This window comes from Paenibacillus sp. MZ03-122A, from assembly GCF_024213325.1.
In the GTDB taxonomy this organism is placed as follows: Bacteria; Bacillota; Bacilli; order Paenibacillales; family Paenibacillaceae; genus Paenibacillus; species Paenibacillus polymyxa_B.
In genome coordinates this window covers 437,686-459,023 of sequence record NZ_JANAVI010000004.1, presented here as the reverse complement: position 1 = coordinate 459,023, position 21,338 = coordinate 437,686, and the positions used below count along the sequence as shown (strand labels likewise).

17 protein-coding genes and 2 pseudogenes are annotated in these 21,338 nt (G+C 43.0%); 4 read left to right on the top strand and 15 right to left on the bottom strand.

Annotated elements, in window-relative coordinates:
• Positions 1–2: 2 nt before the first annotated feature.
• The 8 genes and pseudogenes from NLX74_RS12115 to NLX74_RS12085 all read right to left on the bottom strand — a co-directional run bounded on the left by NLX74_RS12115 (position 3) and on the right by NLX74_RS12085 (position 12,290).
• Positions 3–4,589 (bottom strand): fibronectin type III domain-containing protein, encoded by a 4,587-nt coding sequence (locus tag NLX74_RS12115; RefSeq protein ID WP_254328859.1) that lies wholly within the window; start codon positions 4,587–4,589, stop codon positions 3–5.
• Between the two features lie 193 nt (positions 4,590–4,782).
• A complete protein-coding gene (locus NLX74_RS12110) occupies positions 4,783–5,661 on the bottom strand; it encodes a hypothetical protein (RefSeq protein ID WP_254328858.1) in 879 nt (292 codons plus the stop codon).
• A 203-nt stretch (positions 5,662–5,864) separates the two neighbouring features.
• Positions 5,865–7,337: an Ig-like domain-containing protein gene (locus tag NLX74_RS12105; RefSeq protein ID WP_254328857.1), complete on the bottom strand. Its 1,473-nt coding sequence runs from the start codon at positions 7,335–7,337 to the stop codon at positions 5,865–5,867.
• A 272-nt stretch (positions 7,338–7,609) separates the two neighbouring features.
• A pseudogene (locus NLX74_RS12100) lies at positions 7,610–9,081 on the bottom strand (carboxypeptidase-like regulatory domain-containing protein).
• Positions 9,082–9,201: 120 nt separating this feature from the next.
• Positions 9,202–10,803 carry a ClC family H(+)/Cl(-) exchange transporter gene (locus NLX74_RS12095; protein WP_235309269.1) on the bottom strand — a complete coding sequence of 534 codons (1,602 nt, stop codon included), beginning with the start codon at positions 10,801–10,803 and terminating at the stop codon, positions 9,202–9,204.
• 254 nt (positions 10,804–11,057) lie between these two features.
• Positions 11,058–11,234: a hypothetical protein gene (locus tag NLX74_RS25995; RefSeq protein ID WP_483311650.1), complete on the bottom strand. Its 177-nt coding sequence runs from the start codon at positions 11,232–11,234 to the stop codon at positions 11,058–11,060.
• 422 nt (positions 11,235–11,656) lie between these two features.
• Entirely contained in the window at positions 11,657–11,836 is a 180-nt protein-coding gene (locus tag NLX74_RS12090; protein ID WP_254328856.1) for a hypothetical protein, read from the bottom strand.
• A gap of 28 nt (positions 11,837–11,864) precedes the next feature.
• Positions 11,865–12,290, bottom strand: coding sequence for a hypothetical protein (locus NLX74_RS12085; protein WP_235309265.1), 426 nt, complete (start codon positions 12,288–12,290; stop codon positions 11,865–11,867).
• Between the two features lie 168 nt (positions 12,291–12,458).
• On the opposite strand from NLX74_RS12085, the gene NLX74_RS12080 reads away from it, so the two are divergent.
• Both NLX74_RS12080 and NLX74_RS12075 read left to right on the top strand, forming a co-directional pair.
• A complete protein-coding gene (locus tag NLX74_RS12080) occupies positions 12,459–12,677 on the top strand; it encodes a helix-turn-helix domain-containing protein (protein ID WP_235309263.1) in 219 nt (72 codons plus the stop codon).
• A 568-nt stretch (positions 12,678–13,245) separates the two neighbouring features.
• Positions 13,246–13,734, top strand: a complete 489-nt coding sequence (locus tag NLX74_RS12075) for a hypothetical protein (protein ID WP_061830400.1) — start codon at positions 13,246–13,248, stop codon at positions 13,732–13,734.
• A 60-nt stretch (positions 13,735–13,794) separates the two neighbouring features.
• On the opposite strand, the gene NLX74_RS12070 is transcribed toward NLX74_RS12075, so the two are convergent.
• The 3 genes and pseudogenes from NLX74_RS12070 to NLX74_RS12060 all read right to left on the bottom strand — a co-directional run.
• Entirely contained in the window at positions 13,795–14,625 is an 831-nt protein-coding gene (locus NLX74_RS12070) for a siderophore biosynthesis protein (protein ID WP_235309261.1), read from the bottom strand.
• A gap of 10 nt (positions 14,626–14,635) precedes the next feature.
• Positions 14,636–15,088: an AAA family ATPase gene (locus NLX74_RS12065; protein WP_254328855.1), complete on the bottom strand. Its 453-nt coding sequence runs from the start codon at positions 15,086–15,088 to the stop codon at positions 14,636–14,638.
• Between the two features lie 2 nt (positions 15,089–15,090).
• Positions 15,091–15,469 (bottom strand): annotated as a pseudogene (locus NLX74_RS12060) (tRNA(His) guanylyltransferase Thg1 family protein); the annotation flags it as partial.
• A 305-nt stretch (positions 15,470–15,774) separates the two neighbouring features.
• On the opposite strand from NLX74_RS12060, the gene NLX74_RS12055 reads away from it, so the two are divergent.
• Positions 15,775–16,209, top strand: coding sequence for a DUF4395 domain-containing protein (locus tag NLX74_RS12055; protein ID WP_483311649.1), 435 nt, complete (start codon positions 15,775–15,777; stop codon positions 16,207–16,209).
• Positions 16,210–16,319: 110 nt separating this feature from the next.
• Here NLX74_RS12055 and NLX74_RS12050 read toward each other — a convergent pair whose 3' ends face one another.
• Both NLX74_RS12050 and NLX74_RS12045 read right to left on the bottom strand, forming a co-directional pair.
• A complete protein-coding gene (locus tag NLX74_RS12050; protein ID WP_013311231.1) occupies positions 16,320–16,667 on the bottom strand; it encodes a Na-translocating system protein MpsC family protein in 348 nt (115 codons plus the stop codon).
• Positions 16,668–16,786: 119 nt separating this feature from the next.
• Positions 16,787–17,221: a MarR family winged helix-turn-helix transcriptional regulator gene (locus NLX74_RS12045; RefSeq protein WP_419538109.1), complete on the bottom strand. Its 435-nt coding sequence runs from the start codon at positions 17,219–17,221 to the stop codon at positions 16,787–16,789.
• Between the two features lie 150 nt (positions 17,222–17,371).
• Between NLX74_RS12045 and NLX74_RS12040 the strand changes: the two genes are divergently transcribed.
• The gene (locus NLX74_RS12040; protein ID WP_254328853.1) at positions 17,372–18,682 is read left to right on the top strand and encodes an amidohydrolase family protein; all 1,311 of its coding nucleotides are present in this window, start codon (positions 17,372–17,374) and stop codon (positions 18,680–18,682) included.
• A 236-nt stretch (positions 18,683–18,918) separates the two neighbouring features.
• Here the strand turns inward: NLX74_RS12040 and NLX74_RS12035 are convergent, their stop codons facing one another.
• Together NLX74_RS12035 and modB are read right to left on the bottom strand one after the other, a co-directional pair.
• Positions 18,919–20,454 (bottom strand): right-handed parallel beta-helix repeat-containing protein, encoded by a 1,536-nt coding sequence (locus NLX74_RS12035; RefSeq protein ID WP_254328880.1) that lies wholly within the window; start codon positions 20,452–20,454, stop codon positions 18,919–18,921.
• 201 nt (positions 20,455–20,655) lie between these two features.
• Positions 20,656–21,321, bottom strand: a complete 666-nt coding sequence (gene modB, locus NLX74_RS12030; protein WP_235309248.1) for a molybdate ABC transporter permease subunit — start codon at positions 21,319–21,321, stop codon at positions 20,656–20,658.
• Positions 21,322–21,338: the final 17 nt, after the last annotated feature.

The following is a 21,338-nucleotide window of genomic DNA, read 5'->3' as shown; positions in this document are numbered from 1 at the left end:
TTCTATTTCATTTGTAGCATGTTATAAATCATCTCAGCCGCTTCCGCCCGTGTGACCTCTTGTTTGGCACGGAAGCTACCATCTGGATATCCTTGTACTAAATTAATCTCGGTTAGTCCAAGTACATCCTTTCTGGCCCACTCTACAATTTGAGAGGAATCCGAGTATGCATTGCTTTCTTGCTGTGGAGTAGCTTTGATAATGTTATTCACCATTTTAGCCGCCTGCTCACGGTTAATGATCCGATCTGGGCCAAATTCTCTATTACTAAACCCACGAGCGACCTGATCTTTAATCGCCGTTTTGAGCAAATCAACGTACCACGCCGATGGATTGATATCCTCGAAGCCTAAAGTCACATCCGTTTCGAGCGGTAATTTCAAGGAACGGATCAGCATAGAAGTGAACTCCATACGCGTTACAGGTCTGTTCGGCTCAAATAGCGTGTGGGTTGTTCCCTTTACTATACCCAAATCGGCAAGCACATTTATTTTTTCTTTATTAAATATCCGATCAATGTCGCTAAAATGATTTGGCTTCTTCTCAACGGTTGAATCTTGAATATACTCTGTTTCTAACGGTTCCTTTACAACAGGCTGAATCGGTTTTACACTCTCCGCCCCTCCTGCTCCGCCACCTACGTCCACAGTATTAGCCGTTGTTTTTCCATACGCTTGTTTTGCCTCTGTGCGTTTTCCTTGACTATTTTCTGCCCAAAGTTGAACTGTATACAACTGCTTCTCTTTAAGTTGTCTCCAGATATAGCTTCGATCCTTACCACGATATAGCTCGGTTCCTCCTTCACTGGCGAGGACGAAAATATCATTCTCATGGTCTGACTCCCAATGGATGATAAATTCACTATTCGTTGTTTCTGACTTCGAAAACGCAAATGCTGGAGACGGCAGCGTCTCGACCTGACCTTCTGTCTGCTTACCTTCACCACTTGTGTTCAATGGCTTGACGGTAATACGGTACAATGTAGAACTATCCAATCCATCTACTTTAAATTCATGGGAGGTCGTATGACCGATAAGCCCCCCGTTTTGGTAGACATTGTAAGCATCTGCACCCGGAGCTTCTTTCCACGTAACAACCAAATCGGTATCTGTTACTTCTTTCACAGTCAATCTATTGTCTGGTATTTGACCTGGCAAAGCGCGATGCGTAAAGGGAGTTATATTACCTACCCCCGTTGTATTCACGGCCTGTATACCAAACGAGTAAATCATACCAGGCTGGATATTTGAAAGCTTAATATGGGCATCTCTGGTGTTAAAAACTTCCCCCGTATCTTTACGGATTACAGTATATTGATAAGCGCTCTTGATTTCATCCCAGCTCAGTAAAATCTGTCCACCCTCAAGTTCTGTAACATTAACATTTTGTACTTGAGGAGGAAGTGTCAGCAGCTTACCCAACGCTGGCTGGCTGAAACCACTACTGTTCCCACTGCTCACTTGAAAATCATAGTTTCTCCCACCTGTTAAACCAGATACAACTACATGTGGTTCCGTACTATAAAAATTTTGACCGTTGATCGTTACCTTATATTGAGTTGCCCCATCAACCGGGGCCCATATCAACGTGGCATCATGCTCGCAAACATCTTCAGTTGCAAGTTGCACAGCCGAATCAGGTAGTGTTAATGCGTTGATAGACGTATCTTTACCTGTACCACTTCGATTGTAGGCTCGTATTTTAATATTGGCAGACCTACCCGCTGGCAAGTCCTCAAAAGTATAAGAATGGATACCACGCGCAACCCGCACCTTCGGTTCATCGTTAACATTCAAGATGTATCCTTCAGCCCCCTGCACATCCTGCCACGCAACACCGATAGCATACACATCCCTCGTCACACTGGATAATGTAGTTACTCGATCAGGTAAAGTGATGACTCCTAGATGGGCATAGTCTCCGAATCCTGTTGCATTTTCAGCGGAAACGTTATAACCATACTCTGTTCCTGCCTGAAGATCACTATCGGTAAATTCTGTATACACATCGTTATAAACCGAGACTTCGTCACGTTCTAGGGCGTAGTAGGTGGCAGTGATTACAGAATTCCACTTCAAATCGATTCCATCTTCTCTTACAGTTACATTCCGGAATCCGTTCGGGCTGTCTGGTAGGCTTAGAAAAGATACATGCTTTGCTGTACCCTCTCCAGTGTCATTAATAGCTGATACAGAAACATCGTAATATTGACCAGGCTTCATTCCCGTAATTGGATTGTACACATCCTGTGTAACGGTATTCCTAAATATGATTTCTCCCGTACTTACGTCCGCTGCTGTAATGTTATATTTGTTAGCTGAGAAAACTGGCGTAAAATCAGCCATGATTTCTGTAGAATGACGAGAGACAGGTCGTAACTGGATATGATCAGGAGCATCAGGTAACGTTAATACACGGACTCGATTGGAATACGCATTGCCTCCTACATGATTACTGGAACGCACTTCATATTCGTATTGCCGTCCTCCTTGTAGCCCTCTATCTGTAAAAGAATTTGTCGGATGCGTAACATCCCAAACCTCATTAGTTGTTAGATTTCGGACTGTATAAACGTAACCATCATCAAGGCCCGACGGGAGAGTCCACTGCAAATCAGCTTCCGTATTTCGTACGGATGTCGCAGAGAGCACAACCGGTTGGGGCTGCTTTTGAATGCACAGCGCACTGCTAACTGTTTCATAAATATTACCCACCCTGTCTTTGACCTTGGCATGAACATACCATTCACCTTCATTTGAAAGATCCATCTGGAGTGTTGTATCGGCTGCAGTATCCCAGTTCTCAGGTGAATCAGGGCTGTTCGTGATTTTATACTGCATTGTCGACGACTCAATCCCCGAATGCTGATCGGAATATCGTATCCTCACATGAATAGGGGTATCTTTCCATTCACGCGAATCCGGCCTCAGTTGGATCGTCGGTGGCTCCAAATCAATATAAGACATTACGGATACTGGATCACTTCGATTCCCAGCTGCATCTACAGCTTGGGCAGTCACTTTTATGATACCCGAATCCTTTAATATTCCCAACGAACCAGGCACATAGGCGCTAGAATCCAATTGATATTCATAATGTACTGCTGTAGTATCCGTCGCACCCGATAGAGCAAACTCCACTGGCATATTGGTATATCGAGTAGGTGTCGTCACCTCGGAAAACGTAACTTTTGGAGGCGTTGGCTTGGTTCGATCAATCATAACCGATTGAGTCACGATTGGACTAGACACGTCGAGATTATTGATCGTCCGTGCTGCTAATTCGTAAGTCCCTTCTGCGTTTAATGTAAAAGTGCCATTGTATGTCCGCCACTCCCCTAATGGACCCAAGCGATACTGTGTCATCTTAATTCCATTTGTAGAATCACTTCCTGAATCAATGGTAACATTAACATCACGGTTCGTTGGACCTGTTTCACTAGCCCGGATGACAGGAGCAGTCGGTCCCTTTTTATCAATCGTGATTTCTTTGCTTACTTCTTGGCTCACATTACCGACGCTGTCAATGGAGCGTGCATAAACCGTGCTTTTGCCATCTTTATTCACATGAAACACTCCAACATAGTCCTGCCAATCTTGATTCATAACGCCTGTCAAACGAAATTGAGTATAGGCTAGTCCAGAATAATCGTCTGTTCCCGGCTGTAATGAAATGGTGTAGTCATTACTATTTCCCGTTGCGCTTAGGGTGGGTGGAGTTGGAGGCATCTTATCTATTCGGACATTCCCAGAAGAAAGACCACTATACTGATTATTTACGTCCACCGTCCGGGCATAAATTGTATTTACACCATGTTCATAAACAGTGAAAGGCCCGGTGTATTGCTGAAATGCTCCTCCATTCAGGCTATATTCATAGTATTTTAGTCCTTCAGGAGCCACGTCCCCATTTATCCACACGGTTACAGGTTCTTTGGTCCATCCTGTGATCGCTTGTCCCTCTGTACCTGCATGGATCTGAGGTGGTTTAGGCATTAGGTCCGATTTGGGAATAACACGGATTCCAAACTTGGATATTTCAGCACTTGTCTGTTGGCTATCTCCCACCGCTCTGAAATATCGAACATCTCTTAATGTAATAGAGTCGGTGATATCTAACCATTTTCCCTGATAATATCTATCCGCATAGAATTTCGTTACATTAGTCCATGTATATAAGTTTGTTCCATTAGGCCTCCAACTGTCGCCTGCCGCGCTATTAGATGCATATATATCAGTATGATAAGACCCTTCAATGTAAACAAAAATCCTGTAATCCGAAGTCTTAATGGATCTTCCAATATCAATAAAACGATTTGTCGGCTGCGTAGTACCATCACATTTATACCTGGCCGAACCCATGCCAGTATATACTTCTGTTGCTCCTATCCCATTTCCTGACCAAGAACCCCAACTATCGCCTCCACCCGGCAAATTGTTTTGGCAAAAAGGGCCCCCCATGATCTCCTGAGCAGCAGCTGATACCCTTTCCGGAAATATGGGAATCATCGTTAATAGTAGGAATACAGCCAAAAATCCATACACCCACTTCCTATACTTCCTTACCTTTCGCTTATTTTTTCGATACATACACTTCTCCTTACTTTATTTTATTTTCAAAGAGTTTTACAAACTCGCTTCGGGTAAAATAGAAAAAGCACCTCAAACGAAGGCGTTAATGCCTAGGTTTGAGGTGCTTCCTCTATATCACGAGTATGTTTTGAAGCTATTATACTTCGTTCCTAGCAGGATGTAAACAGAACTGACAAATTATTTGAGGATATTAATGAATCTGAACGCCCAAGTTCCGAAAAAATCCTCGCATATTTTGCATGTAAGAATCCTGAGTAGCGGAAGATTCCTTAAGAAGATTTTGCATACTGTTCATAAAAGCAGAAGCTGATGTCGTATCAGCTTTGTCAAACCTATTGTTTAACGGTGTGTTATTTAGCAACTCTGCGTTCTGTCCCGTGCGTTCCTTGTATTTCTCAATCCAATCGGGATGTTGAGGAACCTTTTGCGCAAAATTTAACAGTTGGCTCAGCCCATTTCCTCCACCTTTAATATCATTCATGTACGCGGTATATTTTTGAGGATCGACCTGCTTCATCACCTCCGACAGCTTGACATAATCCTCAGGAGCACCTGACGGACGATCTATTGGAGTCGTGTAGCTAATATCTCCGGTCTCTGGATCAGTGGATCGTGTTAAAGCAATACCAGCAATCTGGTTCATGGTTTCCAGAAACTCTTTGGCCTTGTCGCCTTCCATGTAATGATCAGCAATATACTTGGATTGAGTAACTCCCATCTCCAGTAGCACAGCTCGCTGACTCTCATCCGTTACTGTTCCGTCGACGATAAAATTAGATTGAATCATACTGTACACTGCATTAGACACTTCTTCTGGCTGACCTTCCAAAACCCGGTTTAATGAATCATTAATCTGTGTTGTACCGAAATACTTGGCAGCCTGTGATACAATAGCCCCTTCGGCCAACTGTCTACCAGCTTCACTGATCTCCATGGAGTCTTGAACTACCATTCTGGAGACCTGTTCTTCATGAAGCTGGGGTGGTGGAGCTTGCTTGCTTGTCGGATTAATCCGTAAACTACTTGCATTAAGAATCGCTTGCTGTGCTCTAAAAGGTCCAAAATTCATTCTATTTCCTCCTGTCATGTTTGTAACAGGCAATCTAAGGCGTATGTATAGTGTAATGTGACCCTGTTTCTATATATATCGGACAAAGCATATATGGAATGAATATATGCTTTGTCCCAATAATGAACAAATATTGAAACAAACTACTTTCATTTCATTCAAGCAACAATTCACCTTAAGTGATTGCTTTATAACCCCATCTATCACCCTCCATAAATACTGTAAGCAAAGTGATATACAACATCTGTGGCTATATTCGAAGTACCTCTCACCTGAGCAGCTACCCCTGAAAGATCAAAATAGTGTGTGAAACTGATAGCTCCAGACAGATATTCTGCAATACTTCCAGTTGAAGGTGGCAGGGAAACAGTAACACTAAAAACTCCATTCTGATCCGTATATGCAGTACCTGTGCGAGTGCGATTTCCGCTGCTTTCGCTCCAGTTTTGATTCAACCATGTTACGTCAACAGGAGCATTTGCAACTGGATAATTGTCAGTTGTAGTAACCACGCCCTTCACAGTAAAACTACTACTTCCATTAACTCGATAATGGCGCCCATAAGAATAGGTTGGGTAGTCATTAGGCCCATTTTTAGAAGAATCATAACCGGTAATTACAACTTTCCCAGCCCGAAGCACCGGTTTAAGTGTGAGTGCATATGAATGGTCAGCTGAAAACTGATTTGTTGTGTACACTCGCACATAGTAGGTTCCTGTATTTAAGCTAACATTATGATTCGTTTGCGGCAAAAGCATCATTTGGTTTCCGGTAAGAGCTCCGTAGACTTCCGCTTTGTAGCCATAGCCGTCCGAAACATTGTCAAGCTTTACGTTCAAAGCGTCATAATTGCGGCTGACAGGGATCGTAACTTGGTACCAGTCGTTATCAATGCCTGAATGAATAGAGCGTGAATTAAGCGACGAACCACCCGTACTAAAGGTAAAGTTATAGGCATGGAAAGCACTCTCATCTGGTTCATATGCATCGTAGCTGGAACTTGTATCGACCGTTAGATAGAAAGGATCATTGATGCTGGAACCCTTTTTGGCATGGACAGCAATCGCATATGCCTTTTCATATCCGGCAGTGTTACGGGTTCCTACGTTTTCAGGAAGTGAGGCAGCACCCTGTTCATAATTGTTAAAATAAGTACCATAGGTGGATGCGTCAATGGCATTAGAATTAATGTCACCTGTCGTCATATCAAACTCATATAAGTATAAGTCATAGTCAAGCTGGGCTGAAAATGGACCATCCAACTGGGACTGCAACAATTCACCAGGCTGCAAATAAATCGGATATAAAAATTGTGTGCCTCCCTCTTGCGTAATCGTACCGGAATACGTAGCAGAAGAAGCTGTGGCTGAAGCAGCCATTGGGCTTGCTTTCAGCGAAGTAACGGGTTCCCTTTTCAATGAGGTTGTCTCTGGTGTCTTGAAGTTGAGATTTTCTTGCATGACATAAACCGAAGACGTAACGCTGTCTGGCTTGTCTGCCCGCGTCAAACGCTTAATAACGTCTTCATTGTCAGTTGTTAGATGAATCTTTGATTCTGCTTTAATCGCTTGATCCGATGCAGCCTCCGTACTTTCACTCGCATTCGCAGTCATTCCGAAAGCAAACAGGAGCATCATGCTTAACATTACTGCAATAGCCTTTTTGAACCTCTTCATACTGAAATCCCCTCTCAAATGGTTTAAGGAATTCCCGCTATCCCCGGATAAACCAGGGTGATTTCTAGGCTGTATGGCTCAATCATAAATCATCTTTGGTTCTATTGGAATATATTATGCAAAACAATTTTTATTTGTAATCTATGAAAACAAGACCATTTTCTTATTCTTGGTGAATAAACATGAAAAGTCGCTCTTTCAGAAGTGGAAAGCCTCAGCTAACCATTCAAAAAAAGCGACTCTCATGAATCAAAACTACATTAAAGCATATCTTAATTTCTCAAGCTATAAGCAAACAGATAAACAATGTCCGTCGCACTAATCGAAGTTCCATCGACCTGAGCGGCAACTCCTGTAAGATCATAGTAGTGTGTAGAACCAATTTCACTTATATAAACTACATTTTTTCCTGTCGATTGTGGAAGAGAAAGGGGCACACTGAATTTACCGCTATCATCGGTGTACGTAGAAGCCGTTCTCGTACGGTTACCGCTGCTCTCGCTCCAGTTCTTATCCAGCCATACGACCGTGACAGGAGCATTGGGAACCAGTTGACCATCTGTTGTTTTCACAACACCGTTCACGATCAGACTGCTGCCTCCGTTAATACGATAATGACGACCGTAAGAATATGTCGGATAATCATAATAGCCATTGGAGTTATAGCCAGTAATTTAAATTTTGCCAGCTCGAAGCACTGGTTTAATTGATAGTGTATACAAATGGTCGGCTGAATACTGACTTGTGCTGTACACTCGTACATAGTAGGTCCCTGTGTTTAGGGTAACATTATGATTGGTTTGCGGTAGAAGCACCATTTGATTGCCCGTAAGAGCTGCATAAACTTCCGCTTTGTACCCATAGCTTTCCGAAGTGCTATCCAGCTTCACATTTAATGCATCATAATTTACGGCTGGCTGGTACTGTAACTTGATTCCAATCGTTGTCTATAGCGGAATGGATGGTACGGAAGTTAATCGAGGAGCCTTTGTCGTTAACAGTAAAATTATAAGCATGGAAGGCACTGTCATCCGGCTCATAGACATCATAACTGGAGCTTACTGCTACAGTTAAATAGAAAAGATCATTAATGCTAGACCCCTTCTTGGCATGAACTGCAAGCGCGTAAGCCTTCTCGGCTCCGATTGAGTTGCGAGCTCCTACGTTTTCTGGAAGAGAAGCAGTTCCTTGCTCATAATTGTTAACATAAGTCCCGTAGTTGGAAACATCTATAGGATTGGAATTAGTATCACCTGTTGCCATGTCAAACTCATACAGGTATAAGTCATAGTCAAGCTGGGCTGAAAATGGACCATCCAACTGAGCCTGCAGCAATTCACCTGGCTGTAAATAGATCGGATATAAAAATTGTGTGCCTCCCTCTTCTGAAATCGTACCGGAATATGTAGCAGTGGACGCTGTCGCTACGGTCGCTGCGGCTTTAGCTGATACTGATTTTGTGCTGGCTTTGAGCGAAGGGGTCACTCTCTTTTTCAATACCGATTTCTGTGGTGTCGCCAAGTTCATATTTTCTGTAATGGTGTACACCGAATCTGTGATACTGCAGGCTTGTCCGCGCGTGTTAATTGTTCAATAAAACTTTCCTTATCAGTTGTTAGCTGCATATTGGAAACTGCCCGAGCAGCTTGGTCCGTCCTCTCCCGCTCGCGTTTGCCGTCATCCCGAATGAAAGCAGGAGCATTGAGCTTAGTGTAACTGAAACCACCTTTTTAAACCTTTTCATACTGAAATCTCCTCTCAAATGTATTAAAGATATTCAGCTATTCCCTAAATATATACAGGGAAATTATAGGATATCTATCTTTATCATAAAGTAATTCTGGTTTCGATGGAAGATATTTCTTTAAGGTTTTTCATTTGGAATCCCTTTTATCCAGTCGGTGCTTTGACCTGCGGGTTCTCTCAAACAATCATGGACATAGGCAGCGTGTCGTCCGCTTGTAAGTATATTCAAATAATCTCCTGCCAGCAAAAGCATCTGTCCATCAGGAATTTTTTCAACCGACCCGCGCTTGACAGAAACAATGAGACAGTGAGCAGGCCACTGAAAATCCTTGATTTGTGTACCGTCCAAACGCGATCCCTGAAGAATAGGTACTTCAAGTATAACTTTGCTTGATGATTGCTCCGTTTCACCACTTGCCTTTCTTTGATGCAAAAAGCGCTCCAGCAGAACTTCATACACGGGATGAGAACGAAACAGCTCGGCCGTCATGTAGGCAACGAGGCAGACAACACCTGTAGATAGCAGATTAGTGAAATTCCCTGTCATTTCGGTAATCAATATGATTCCAGTAATAGGAGCCTTCAAGCTCGCTGTAAGATAGCCTGCCATTGCCAAAATCAAGAAACTACTTTCGCTAAGCACAGGCATTCCCCATAATCCATTTATGAACTTGCTATACATCACACCAATTAAGGCCCCGATCACGAGCATAGGTAAAAATATTCCACCAGGAGCAGAAGAACCGTAACTGAACATCGTGAATAAAAACTTAAGTATTAAAATAACAAGAAGAAATTTCAACGAAAAAGAATCCGTTATCAAATCGTTCACCAGGCCATTTCCGCCCCCAAGCAGTAATGGCATGCTTAGTCCAAGCACTCCAGAAATTACAAAAGGGAGAATGGGTCTATATGGAGCAGGCAGCCAGGTCATTTTTTGATAGAAATCTTGAAAGGCATATATAGACTTATTGAAAATAACGCCCATAATACCCACAATAATGCCTAAAATAAGTAAATGAACGTACTGATTCAGCGGAACAGGCCCCACATTCATAAAATGAAAAACGGGACTCATTCCAAAAAACTCTTTGGATACAAAATCAGCCACCAGTGATGAAGCGAGTGACGCAATCAGGATAAGAGGCGAGAAATTCAAATGAATTTCTTCCAACGCAAAAATGACCCCTGCAATGGGTGCATTAAATGCCGCTGCCAGTCCAGCGCTTGCTCCACAGGTGATCAGGATATTCTCTTCTGTTTTCGATTTACTCATCAAACGACTAAATCCCTGGGCAGTTAGAGCCCCGATTTGAATAGAAGGACCTTCTCTTCCCAAGGACAAACCGGAACCAATACTAATGGCACCCCCTAGAAATTTAGCTGTAAGAGCCTTCCACCAATTCATATGTAGCTTATTCTGTAGGACTGCCTTGACTTGGGGAATACCACTACCGGAAATCGCAGGCTGTTTTTTGACGGTCATTCCCGTTGCCCAGCCGACTATTACTAATATCACGAACCATAATGGGACAATCCACATATGGCGCAATTGATAGTGGTAAAATTCAAGAACACGCTCCAAAGCTTCTTCCAACACAAATCGGAACAACACAACCACGCTACCAGATAACAAGCCAACTACTATGCCGCCTATCAAGAGTCGGAATTTAAAATTAAACCAGGTCGCCAGTGTTTTTTGTGTATCATTTCTTTCCATTCACATAACCTACTTCACTTCAATTTTACAGATGGCTAATATAATAATTCATTGTCACGTATCTCTGCAATAAATTACATCACAGGCTGAGCAATTGCCAGCTCTCCCTATAACGTTAACAGATCAAGCTTAGCCTCGGTCATACGCCCCCTGCAACTCTCCTAGCTAACCGCACTTTATATCACATCACGACAAAAAAGCTCCCTCACTCTAAGGAGCTTTTCTGAATTGCGTGTCTGCAGACACGCTCCTGCTTAAGGAGCAACGTCTGAATGAAACTGCGGATACCACGCATCTGACATTTCAACCCACGCTCCTACATAAGGAGCGACTTTATCACACGAAAATTGAGTTGCCAATGCCAAAATTTCAATCCACGCTCCTACATAAGGAGCGACGCCTGCTGGCACAACATATGGTGCTGCCGGCAATGAATTTCAATCCACGCTCCTACATAAGGAGCGACTTTGATTTACCTCTGTGTTTTGTGCTTGTGCCATTAATTTCAATCCACGCTCCTACATAAGGAGCGACAGCACCTGCTGAGATGCCTTGCTGTGTAAGGCTTCCCAGCATGTTAAGTGCGAATGTCCTTTTTCGACTCGTATATATGGAAACAAATGGGCGTGAATCTCTGAAATCCCGCGTCCCGCTTGAGGTGCGAAGGAACCGGGATTTTTATGTGAGCTTGGGGTTCGCACCAGCTTTATTTATTATATTTTGCTACCTATATTCAACGCAACCCATACCGTACTTCTCTATATCCTTTTCAGCTTTTGGTTTCAATTGGGCGTAAAGGAGACACATTCCGTGGAAGTCCATTTTGCGGGCAAAAATATAATGCTATAGCAATTTATGCTTCCAACTCAGCTCTCTCAATAGCCTGGACCAACGTCATAAAAGGGGCCTCCCGTTTATATTGAATAGCCTTTTGGCTTGTACCGCCAGCATCACACCATTCCCAATGGGTATGAATATCCACAGACTCCAGAAAATAAACAGACAAGGCCTCCACAGGATTCACTCCATACATATGTATAAATGCCTCGTCTGAAAGCTGATTATTTTGGAGATTCATTTTTCATGGTGCAAAGAAGCTTGCAGATATCCTCCCTGTTTACATTAACGAGACGACTCACGAATGCATTGCGTCTTTCCACCGAGTTCAGTATGATTTGCATAGCATTGCGTATATGCCACGCATCGGGGCCGATATGGAGCCTGTTAATTAAATCGTTAGCGGTCAGGTCAGGATTAAATGGGGCTGGCTCCAAAATGTATGTCCATGCATCGTTGTGTCCTTTTTCAAACACCTCAATAGCGTCAGAGACGTTTATACCAATGGTTTGCCACTTGCGATTGAGGGCATCCATAATATGATAGTAGTGTAGCTCAGTTTCTCCATGTTCAACTTCTTGCGTCCAAACCGGTCTCATGCGTACAATATCCTTGATTGCTTGCTCATTCGCTTTGAATTTCGTAGTCACTGTATCTTCCTCCTTTTGAAATCTGGTAAAATGGCAATAGCAAAGCTAAGGGTATGTTGTAACATCCCTTTGGGCGATAAATTATATTCGCTTTAGCGAATATTTATATGTACTATATTATTCGCATAAAAGAATAATGTCAATGGATTTTTAGGAGGTCTATTTTCTTTGCTAAAATTAAACATAAGACTTAAAGAAGTATTAAAAGAGCGAAACATGACCCAAATGCAACTTTCTGAAAAATCAGGTGTTAACCAAGCAAGAATTTCACAGCTTTGTAAAAATGGGCGACAAGAAGTGAACCTGCTCATGCTTGAAAAAATCGCCCATGCCCTAGATATCAAAGACATATCCATACTGTTGCAATTTGAGGAAGAAAATAACTGATTATTGTACACTCGCTACACCCTAAAATTCAACACTCCACGAAGCCTACATAATTATTGGGCTTCTCTTTTTCATTTCACCCAATTCCAATCGTACATCCCCCCTATGCTTTGTTCCCCACATCTACACTTCTATCTTTCCATGACAAAGAAGGCTCACATCACTTTTATAGAGAGTCGAGCCTTTCAAGTTTCAATCCACGCTCCCACATGGGGAGCGACAGCAAGCATGTGGTGAGAAGCCTTACTGCATAAGGCTTCTCACCGCATAAAGTGCGAATCTCATTTTTTAACTCAAAAATGGAAGCAAATAGGCGTGAATTTCTAAAATCCCGCGCCCCGCTTAAGGTGCGAATGATCCGTTTTTTTTATGTGCGCCTGGGGTTCGCTTAACTTTCCTGTTGCACTTATGTTAAAAGCATATCAATCAACTTAATTTTGACACTATTTTACCACAAAATTCCTACCATTCTCTTATTTATACGATATAATCAAACAATATGGATAGTTCTTTCTGACTATTAAATGAATCGAATTACCCATAACATACATAAAAAAGGGGAATACAGATGAAAAAACTTAGCGTGTTTATGTTAGTATTATGTTGCTTCTCTATTTTGGCAGCTTGCTCTACCGATCCGGTTAAAAAAGATTTAATTACGTATGTCAATGATGGAATGCTTCCTTTGGCACAAGATGAAAAAGCAGTTACTGATAAGTATGAAGCTGTGACCGGAGATAACTTTACAGATGATGTTACACTATATAATGCTTTAAAAGACGATATCATCCCGGAATACACCAAATTTGTTGATAAGTTAGAAGCTGTAAAGACGGAAACGCCTGAGGTAAGAGCCGTCCACGAAACCTACATCAAGGCCGCTAGTACTCAAAAGGAAGCCTTCATTAAGATGCTCGATGCATTGGATAAACAGGATCTGAACTTAATCAATGAAAGTAATACTAAGCTCAGCGAAGGTAGAAAACTATTCAGAGATTTTGGTGAACAGGTCAACACACTTGCCAAAGAGCATGATGTGGAGATGAATAAGAAATAAATATTAAAACTCCCTTGATGGGAGTTTTTTATATACTTCAGGATTTTGCAAAATCCTCACTTATGAATATTCGAAGCAAATTACCGCTTTGCTTAATTCTTGGTCGTAAAATAAATAGACGGCATCCGCCCCGCACGCTTGAAAATAATATCCGGTAATGGAACCGATATAGATAAAAGTCTCACCATTGGGACGCTTAGGCACATGAAGCAGATTGGTTTGCTCGAACTGGAGCATCTCTTCCAGAGATTCGTCATATTCCTTGATAAAACTTTGAGCCTTGTCAGACTGAAATGCGATATCCTCTAAAATACCGTTAACTTCAGGGAAACTCAGCCCCCAACCGCTGGATTGCTTTTCCTCAAAATCACGGATGAGTTCTTCCACAGAATTTTTGGCCTCTCCAAAGGAGGAATATGTATAAATTTTATTGTTTTCCAGGAAAAATGCTTTGCGAGCTTGGTAGTCTTGTTCATTAGCCATGTACACCTGTTCCAGTCCGTCCAACGCCATGACTTCTCTCTTCATACGTAGGTACGCTTTATCTCCGGTAGATTTCAGCGCCTCATAGGTGACTTCCAATTGCTCTTTCTGATGGAGACTAAAATAATTCCAGTCTGCTTCGAATTTGTATTTGCCGTCAATGACATCGAAACCCAGCATATCTTCCTTGGTATATGAGGTATGAAATTGCTGAGTATTTTCACCCACACAGCCTTCGTAGATTTCTTTTGCGGAAACAAAATGCAGCCACTCGTCCTGCTCCGGGAATAAAAACTGAAGATTAATCGAGCAAATCGGCAGAAAGTGCTTGCGATGATGTTCAAGATCGCTGGCAAATACATCTTCGTATGCTGGAAAACGTTTGATGAATCTCTCAGGTATGTTCATGGTAGTCCCCCTATATTGTATGGTTTTCCGGCAGTCTTCTGATCTGAAACGTTCCTTCAATGGAAATCACGCTGTAGAGTACATCAAATCCTTCTTCGTAGCTTGGAACCTCTAGTTTACTCATAACACTTTTAATACCGATTTCAGGAATATACTCTTTGCCTGTACGCTGCTCATTACGCTTAATAGATTCTGCAAAATCGGGTTCAAAATAGTAGCCAATAATTTTAAATCCCTTATTTTTACAAGCATCTATATATTTCTTCCGTTCTATAACGGTAGCATTTGTATTGTCTACAACAAAGCGCTGCATGGTTTCGATGGAGGCTTGTAGATAAATATTTTCCCTATTCCGTGTTTTAAGCATATCAAGGTTTATTCGCATATGTGTTTTGAAGAAATGTTCTTTATAAAATGTCGACTTGCCCGAAGCCTGAATTCCTATAAAAATGACACACTCCAAATCTACACATCCTTGTCCAAGTATACATATTGGTTAATATAATCTCTATTCTGTGAAAAAATCGGTGTCTCATGATCAACATCCCACTTGCTTCTGACGGCTTCGCCTTTGTTGGTGCTGTTGTTTGGTAATGCAAATTCCCCGCTTTTGCCAGACCGGAAGTTCGTTCCAGTTTAGCCCTTTTTCCACAAAAAGCTTGTCTTGTAGCTGTTTTCCGTTCAATCCTTCTAATTCTGAATGCCTGAAATGGGCTTGAGCTACCATAGAAATGCTATTTTTAGTAGCATCTTGTTGTCTCCATAGAAAGTAGTTTGTAACCTCATCCTTGGGCAAGACCCATGCTCTCGCATCAAAAGTGGCTAAAGGCTGACCTGGGTAAACGGCGTGGTAGGCTTAATCTATAGGCATTTTCATATTCCTTCATCCTATTTCCAAAATCATTTTTTTTCATAAACTATGTAGGTTCCTTTCCTGATCCGTGGTTTGCGCATAGAGTACAACAATGTCTATCTTCCCCAATAGGCGTATATAAGAATTGTAACAAATTGGATTATGCATTGCTAGGAATTAAGCAAGACAAAAAACCTTAGCAGATGGGCTTGCAGAGTCTTTGGTTTTTTGGTATCTATTCCCCAAATGTTAGGCTATAATATTTCCATCTTTGAATTTATTCCGATATGAAAAGGATGATATATTTGAGCCAAAATCCATCCATTCCGCGCCCGTTAGTCAGGGCTAATCAATGGGTAATTGTTTTATCTGTAGTTTTTACTTGGATTACAGGGGGATATGGGGTGCTAGTTATTCCTCTTATCGCGGGAGTGCTCGGCGTCCTTTTTAACTTCAATCCAGTAATGCGGATAGCCAAGCTTTTCTTGAAGAAAAGCCCCTCCTCATATGTGCAGGAGAACCGAGAACAGCAAAGGTTTAATCAGCTTCTTGCCGTCTTTTTTCTGCTGGTCGCTTGGGTAGGATTTATGCTCCAGTGGAGTATTGTCGCTTATGTATTTTCGGCCATGGTCCTAGTGGCGGCTTTGGTGGCTATCCTTGGTTTTTGCATAGGATGTTTTGTTCTCTACCAATGGTCCCAATATCAATATCGAAGAAGAAAAAACGTGTGAACAGAAAAAACTCTCTATTCATTCCATTTCAATTAGGACATCGTTAATTAAATCGAGGGTGTAGCCGAACTCTCCAACAATATGGATGCTATATCGGTTCCGCCTTCTTTTTATTTTGCGGTAATATTATCTTCAAATACAAAAACGGAGATGGCTATATCTTCCTCCACTTTAATATCTGAAAAGAGGTGCAGCAGCCGGGAATCCATGTAATCCTCCAGTTCTTTATTGAAGTGTGTAGGATATATTTTTTGAACCATTTTGGTTCGAGCTGCATGCACCATCTCTTTCCCAGATTCTTCTTGTGCCAGAAACTTTTCAGATGGGGTTAAATTTCCATACAGCATCGTGATGGCCATATTATCTACAAAGGTTGTATGTATGCGCTCCGGGCCTTTCCCAAACAGCTCTTTACGTACTTTTCGAATAATTTCGTTAAAACCCGTTTCCCTTCTCATATCGCACCGCTCTCCTAAAATCTACTAAAATCCCTATTACTATATCCATCATAACCGATTCCTCTCCTATAAAACAGAGACTAGCAAAAGTGATTTTTGGAACATGATTTTATCTAAAATTATAAACGTTCATTAATTTTGTTTAACATTTCCTCTAAGATTTGCTTCTCCTCTTCGGTCAGGGCTTGAACAATTTCGTCCTCCACCTTTTGAAAAGAGTCGCTAAAAGCTTCAATCAATTCAATGGCTTTTGGTAAAACATAAATATTTTTTTGCCGCTCATTATTGGCCGGGATTTTGCGCTCGATGAATCCTTTTTGCTCAAGACCTTGAAGTATGCTTGTAATGCTGGCTCCGCGCAGATGAAACCGATCGGCCAGATCCTTCTGAATTAAATTATTTTCTTGATTCTCGTAGATATATCTAATCATTTTTCCTTGTTGAGCATTTAATCCCAACTCTTTTATGCTCTCGTCCGCTCTTTTCTTTAACTTAAGACCGATAACCTGAAACAAATCCAGAAAAACCGTATCCTTTTGGGTTTCCATAATCATACCTCCTCAAATTATTAGAAGTCTAATTGTCAGTAAATAAACTATATAAATCTCTAAACTGTTTGTCAAATGAAAATCAGTTTATTGACAGTTATAAAACTAATAGTTAGAATTCTAAGTGTTTAAAACTGAACACTAAGGAGGAACGACATGAAGAATGTAACTCAAAGCTCTACGGTAGAAAAAGTTACAGCGATTACGAATGTACGTATTTTCGATGGAGAAAAAGTTATTGAGCCCAGAAATGTTGTCATCCAAGGGGAAACCATTATTTCGGTAGGCGGAGACCTTCCGACGCATGCAACGATCATCGATGGGGAAAATGCGACATTATTGCCTGGCCTGATTGATGCGCATGTCCACACTTCAATCGGTGGGTTACGAGATGCTTTAAAATTCGGCGTCACGACAGAACTCGAAATGAACGGCAGCTTTACAGAAAGAGGGCGCAAGATCCAGTTGAAAAACGTGAATGACGTCGCCGAAGTCCGTTCCGCCGGCACAGCGATCACTGCTCCAGGTGGTCATCCGGATGAATTATTGCAGGATGAGGATGAAATTCCTGAGTTCGTATTAAAGGAATTGGAGAAGTTACCCAAGGAAGACCGGGAAGCTATGCTAGCCGCCTACGCTCACGATCACGAAAAAGTGCCCCAAGTGACGACAGTGGAAGAAGCGATCAAACATGTGCATACCCAAGTGGAGAGTGGCGCCGACTTTATTAAAATCATGATTGAAGAAGGGACGGTCTTGGGTGCCCCTGGACTGCCTATTTTAAGCGACGAGATTTTAAAAGCAGCCGTGGCAGAAGCCCATAAGCTCGATAAAATAGTCATAGCTCACGTCTTGACGGCTCACTCTTCGCAAACCGCCATCGATATGGGAGTCGACGGATTGGGTCACTTATTTCTCGACAGGCCCGAATACACATCTGAGTTGGTGAAATCCATAGCGGATTCAGGCGCATTTGTTATACCGTGCTTGGTATTGAACTCATCCATTCTGGGGAATCCGGCATCAGAATTGGCGAATGATTCACGTGTTTATTCCAAATTAAGTCCAGAATGGATCGATATTTTGAACTCAAGCTTCCATACTTTCCCCCAAGGCAATTTGGAGAATAGCTTTAAAAATGTGATGGATCTTCACCGTGCCGGTGTGGATATTCTGGTCGGGACGGATGTTGCCCCCGTTCCTGTTCCCAATCTTGGCGGCCTTGCTCATGGAGCCAGCGTTCATCATGAAATGCAATTGCTGGTTGAGGCCGGATTTACTCCCATAGAAGCGCTTCAGTCGGCTACCGCGAAACCGGCCCGTTGCTTTGGGCTTAACGATCGCGGCTGTATTGCCGAAGGTTCGCTCGCTGACCTTATACTAGTAAACGGTGATCCGACAACCAACATCTCGGATACTTTGTCGATCAAATCCGTATGGTTAAAAGGTGTGCAACAACTATGTTAATCGGAGCCTATCGAACAGGAACAACTTTCTAATCTCATTTGTATGACTTCCATTTTTACTTTCCGAGGATAGCTTAATCTTGTTGCCAACGCAAAAACACCTTCAAGGTTATCTCCATATCTTACGACATGGGGTTTCACTTTGAAGGTGTTTTAATTACAAGGAACATTGTAAAAATGTACAAACAGTGGCCCCAAACACTTTCGCCATGCATTGTTTGTCATAAAATATAGGACTTACTCGTAGGCACCGATGTTCACAGCGGCTCCCTGTACTCTAGGCTTCCCGTCGATATCCAGTGTTCCAATGATGGCACGGTCCGTATTCCCGGCATCGATCGCAGGTGACGAAGACTGCAAATGGAAGTCGCTGTTCGCGGCATTCACGAATTTAGGATCGGCAAATAGAGAATGCGTATCGTTGCCGGTTCCTGATTTATATGCGGAGAATCCCGTATACTCTTTATTTTTCCAAGTCCAATTGGCCTCTGAGCTGCCGCCTGGAGAAAAATATAAATTATAATCCACAACATTGCCGGAATTTTTGGTGTATCCATTGGATATCAGCACATCCGTGGAGCTGGCCACGAAAATATTGTTTTTGATCACGTTGTTTCGCGTATCAAATTGAACCAAAAGCTGACCGCTTCCGTCGTCAAACGTATCGTTCTTGTATAGTGTATTGTTCACGATCTTGCAGTTTACCGTGAAGCCACGCTCCTCATTGTAACCGCCCATGGCAATGCCGGTCAGTCGGTTGTTATATATCACGTTGCTGCGGACCGTAATATTACTGGTTGCTTTACCGGCGTGCTCAGAGGCAATTTCGACGCCGATATCGTTGTTGTAGCTGTAGTTCTGCTCAATAATGCTGTCCTTGCCTCCATCTACATAAATGCCGCCGGCCGAGTTGTCATCGCTCTTGTAAGATGGGTTATTTTGAACTGAATTATTATACACCCGATTGCCCTTCACCAACCCGTTCCGCGCCTGATCGTAAGTCGTATTCGGCGCGGTGCCCTCAAAGCCGATCAAATCAATCCCGATGTTGTCATTATCGTGAATAAGGTTGTCGGTCACCGCAAAGCCATCCACGTTGCCGTTCAAAACGAGCGATTCGCTGGAGCCCAGCACGAGATTGTACAGCTCATTGCCGCTGATCGTAAGGTCGTGAATCGAAGCCGGAGCTTTCGTGCCGTAAACAGCGATACCGTGAGCGTCCCGACCCAACCGATCTTTGCCGGTCGGAGTGACCGTGTTTTTGATGTCATGGATTTTGTTGTTGGACAGATTAATGAAGCCGCCCGAACCGTGGACATAAATACCTACAGGCACCACGTTCTTGGAAGCAGTGGTAAAATTGCGGATTTCAAACCCCTGAACAGTAACGTAATTGACATCGGCCAGTTCGATCAGCCCTTCGTTCCCGCTGACCGGAAGTCCGCTGCCATCAATAATGGCGCTCTCTGTCCCATAATTGGTGAACACAATGGGACCCTGCGAAGCGGAGCCAGAGCGGGTAATCTTTAATTTCTGCTTGTACACGCCGCCTCGGACGTAAACCGTGCTGCCCGCAGGAGCCACGTCGGCCGCGTGCTGCAACGTCTTCCACGGCGCATCATTCGTTCCGGCGTTAGAGTCGCTGCCGCTCGTGGCCACATAATATTCTGTACCGGCCGCGGAAGCGGCGGGAGGTTGCACATTTCCGGCCACCAGACCAAGCCCGAAAGCCATGGCTAAACCTACCAGAAACATTTGCCCGAATTTCTTCATGTTCCTCATCCTCTTTGTTTTTATTGTAAATTTTACCATATGCGCGATACCAAGGACCGGGAGGTCACCGTAATCGCTGTCGAAAGGAACAAGAAACCCTGCGTTTTAGTAATCGCAGGGTTTCTTGGTGATCTAAGCTGCTCTATAACGTTGCCGCAGCTGCCCTATCGTCAGACTGCGCATGTTCTTACTCCAGACGGACTAATCCTTTACCAGTCGATTAGAAAGCATCAACATGATAAAAGAGAATAAAATGATGACGGCTACCCAGCTCCAGGAGAGTGTCATATTTCCGACCTCGGACGCAGTGTAAATTGCTGTAGGCAGAGTTTCGGTCTGTTCAGGAATATTACCTGCAAGCATCAGCGTAGCGCCAAATTCCCCTAACCCTCGGGCAAATCCGAGAATGTATCCTGAAATGAGCGGTCGATAGGCAAGGGGCATCGTAATGTGGCGAAACACTTGCCATTCGTTGGCACCTTGCGCACGTGCAGCCTGTTCTAGCTCCGGGTCTACAGCTTCAAATCCTGCTTTAATCGTACGGTAAGCCAGTGGAAAAGCAACAACTACGGCCGCCACCACTGCAGCTCCCCACGTAAATACAATCGTCTGCTCGAACAGGTTTTCGAAGGCAGTGCCAATCCAGCTTTTCCTTCCCAGCAAGATGAGCAAAATAAAGCCAACAACAGTGGGAGGCAAAACGAGCGGAAGAAGTAGGACGGTCTCGATCACGCTGGTCCCCCTCCGCGGCATGCAGTTCGCCATCATTCGCGCTACCACAGTAGCTAATAAAAAGACGATGATGCTGGCGACGACAGCGACTTTAACAGATACGATAACCGGAGGAAGAAAAGCTGACCAATCCAACGGGACCCCCTCCTTTA

Coding starts and splice junctions, on each gene's coding strand:
- NLX74_RS12090 (WP_254328856.1), bottom strand. CDS start 11,836: ATGTATGGAGTGAATCCTGTGGAGGCCTTGTCTGTTTATTTTCTGGAG.
- NLX74_RS12070 (WP_235309261.1), bottom strand. CDS start 14,625: ATGAACATACCTGAGAGATTCATCAAACGTTTTCCAGCATACGAAGAT.
- NLX74_RS12045 (WP_419538109.1), bottom strand. CDS start 17,221: ATGATTATGGAAACCCAAAAGGATACGGTTTTTCTGGATTTGTTTCAG.
- NLX74_RS12040 (WP_254328853.1), top strand. CDS start 17,372: ATGAAGAATGTAACTCAAAGCTCTACGGTAGAAAAAGTTACAGCGATT.
- NLX74_RS12035 (WP_254328880.1), bottom strand. CDS start 20,454: ATGAAGAAATTCGGGCAAATGTTTCTGGTAGGTTTAGCCATGGCTTTC.
- NLX74_RS12095 (WP_235309269.1), bottom strand. CDS start 10,803: ATGGAAAGAAATGATACACAAAAAACACTGGCGACCTGGTTTAATTTT.
- NLX74_RS12105 (WP_254328857.1), bottom strand. CDS start 7,337: ATGAAGAGGTTCAAAAAGGCTATTGCAGTAATGTTAAGCATGATGCTC.
- NLX74_RS12050 (WP_013311231.1), bottom strand. CDS start 16,667: ATGAGAAGGGAAACGGGTTTTAACGAAATTATTCGAAAAGTACGTAAA.
- NLX74_RS12075 (WP_061830400.1), top strand. CDS start 13,246: ATGAAAAAACTTAGCGTGTTTATGTTAGTATTATGTTGCTTCTCTATT.
- NLX74_RS12115 (WP_254328859.1), bottom strand. CDS start 4,589: ATGTATCGAAAAAATAAGCGAAAGGTAAGGAAGTATAGGAAGTGGGTG.
- NLX74_RS12055 (WP_483311649.1), top strand. CDS start 15,775: ATGATATATTTGAGCCAAAATCCATCCATTCCGCGCCCGTTAGTCAGG.
- NLX74_RS12110 (WP_254328858.1), bottom strand. CDS start 5,661: ATGAATTTTGGACCTTTTAGAGCACAGCAAGCGATTCTTAATGCAAGT.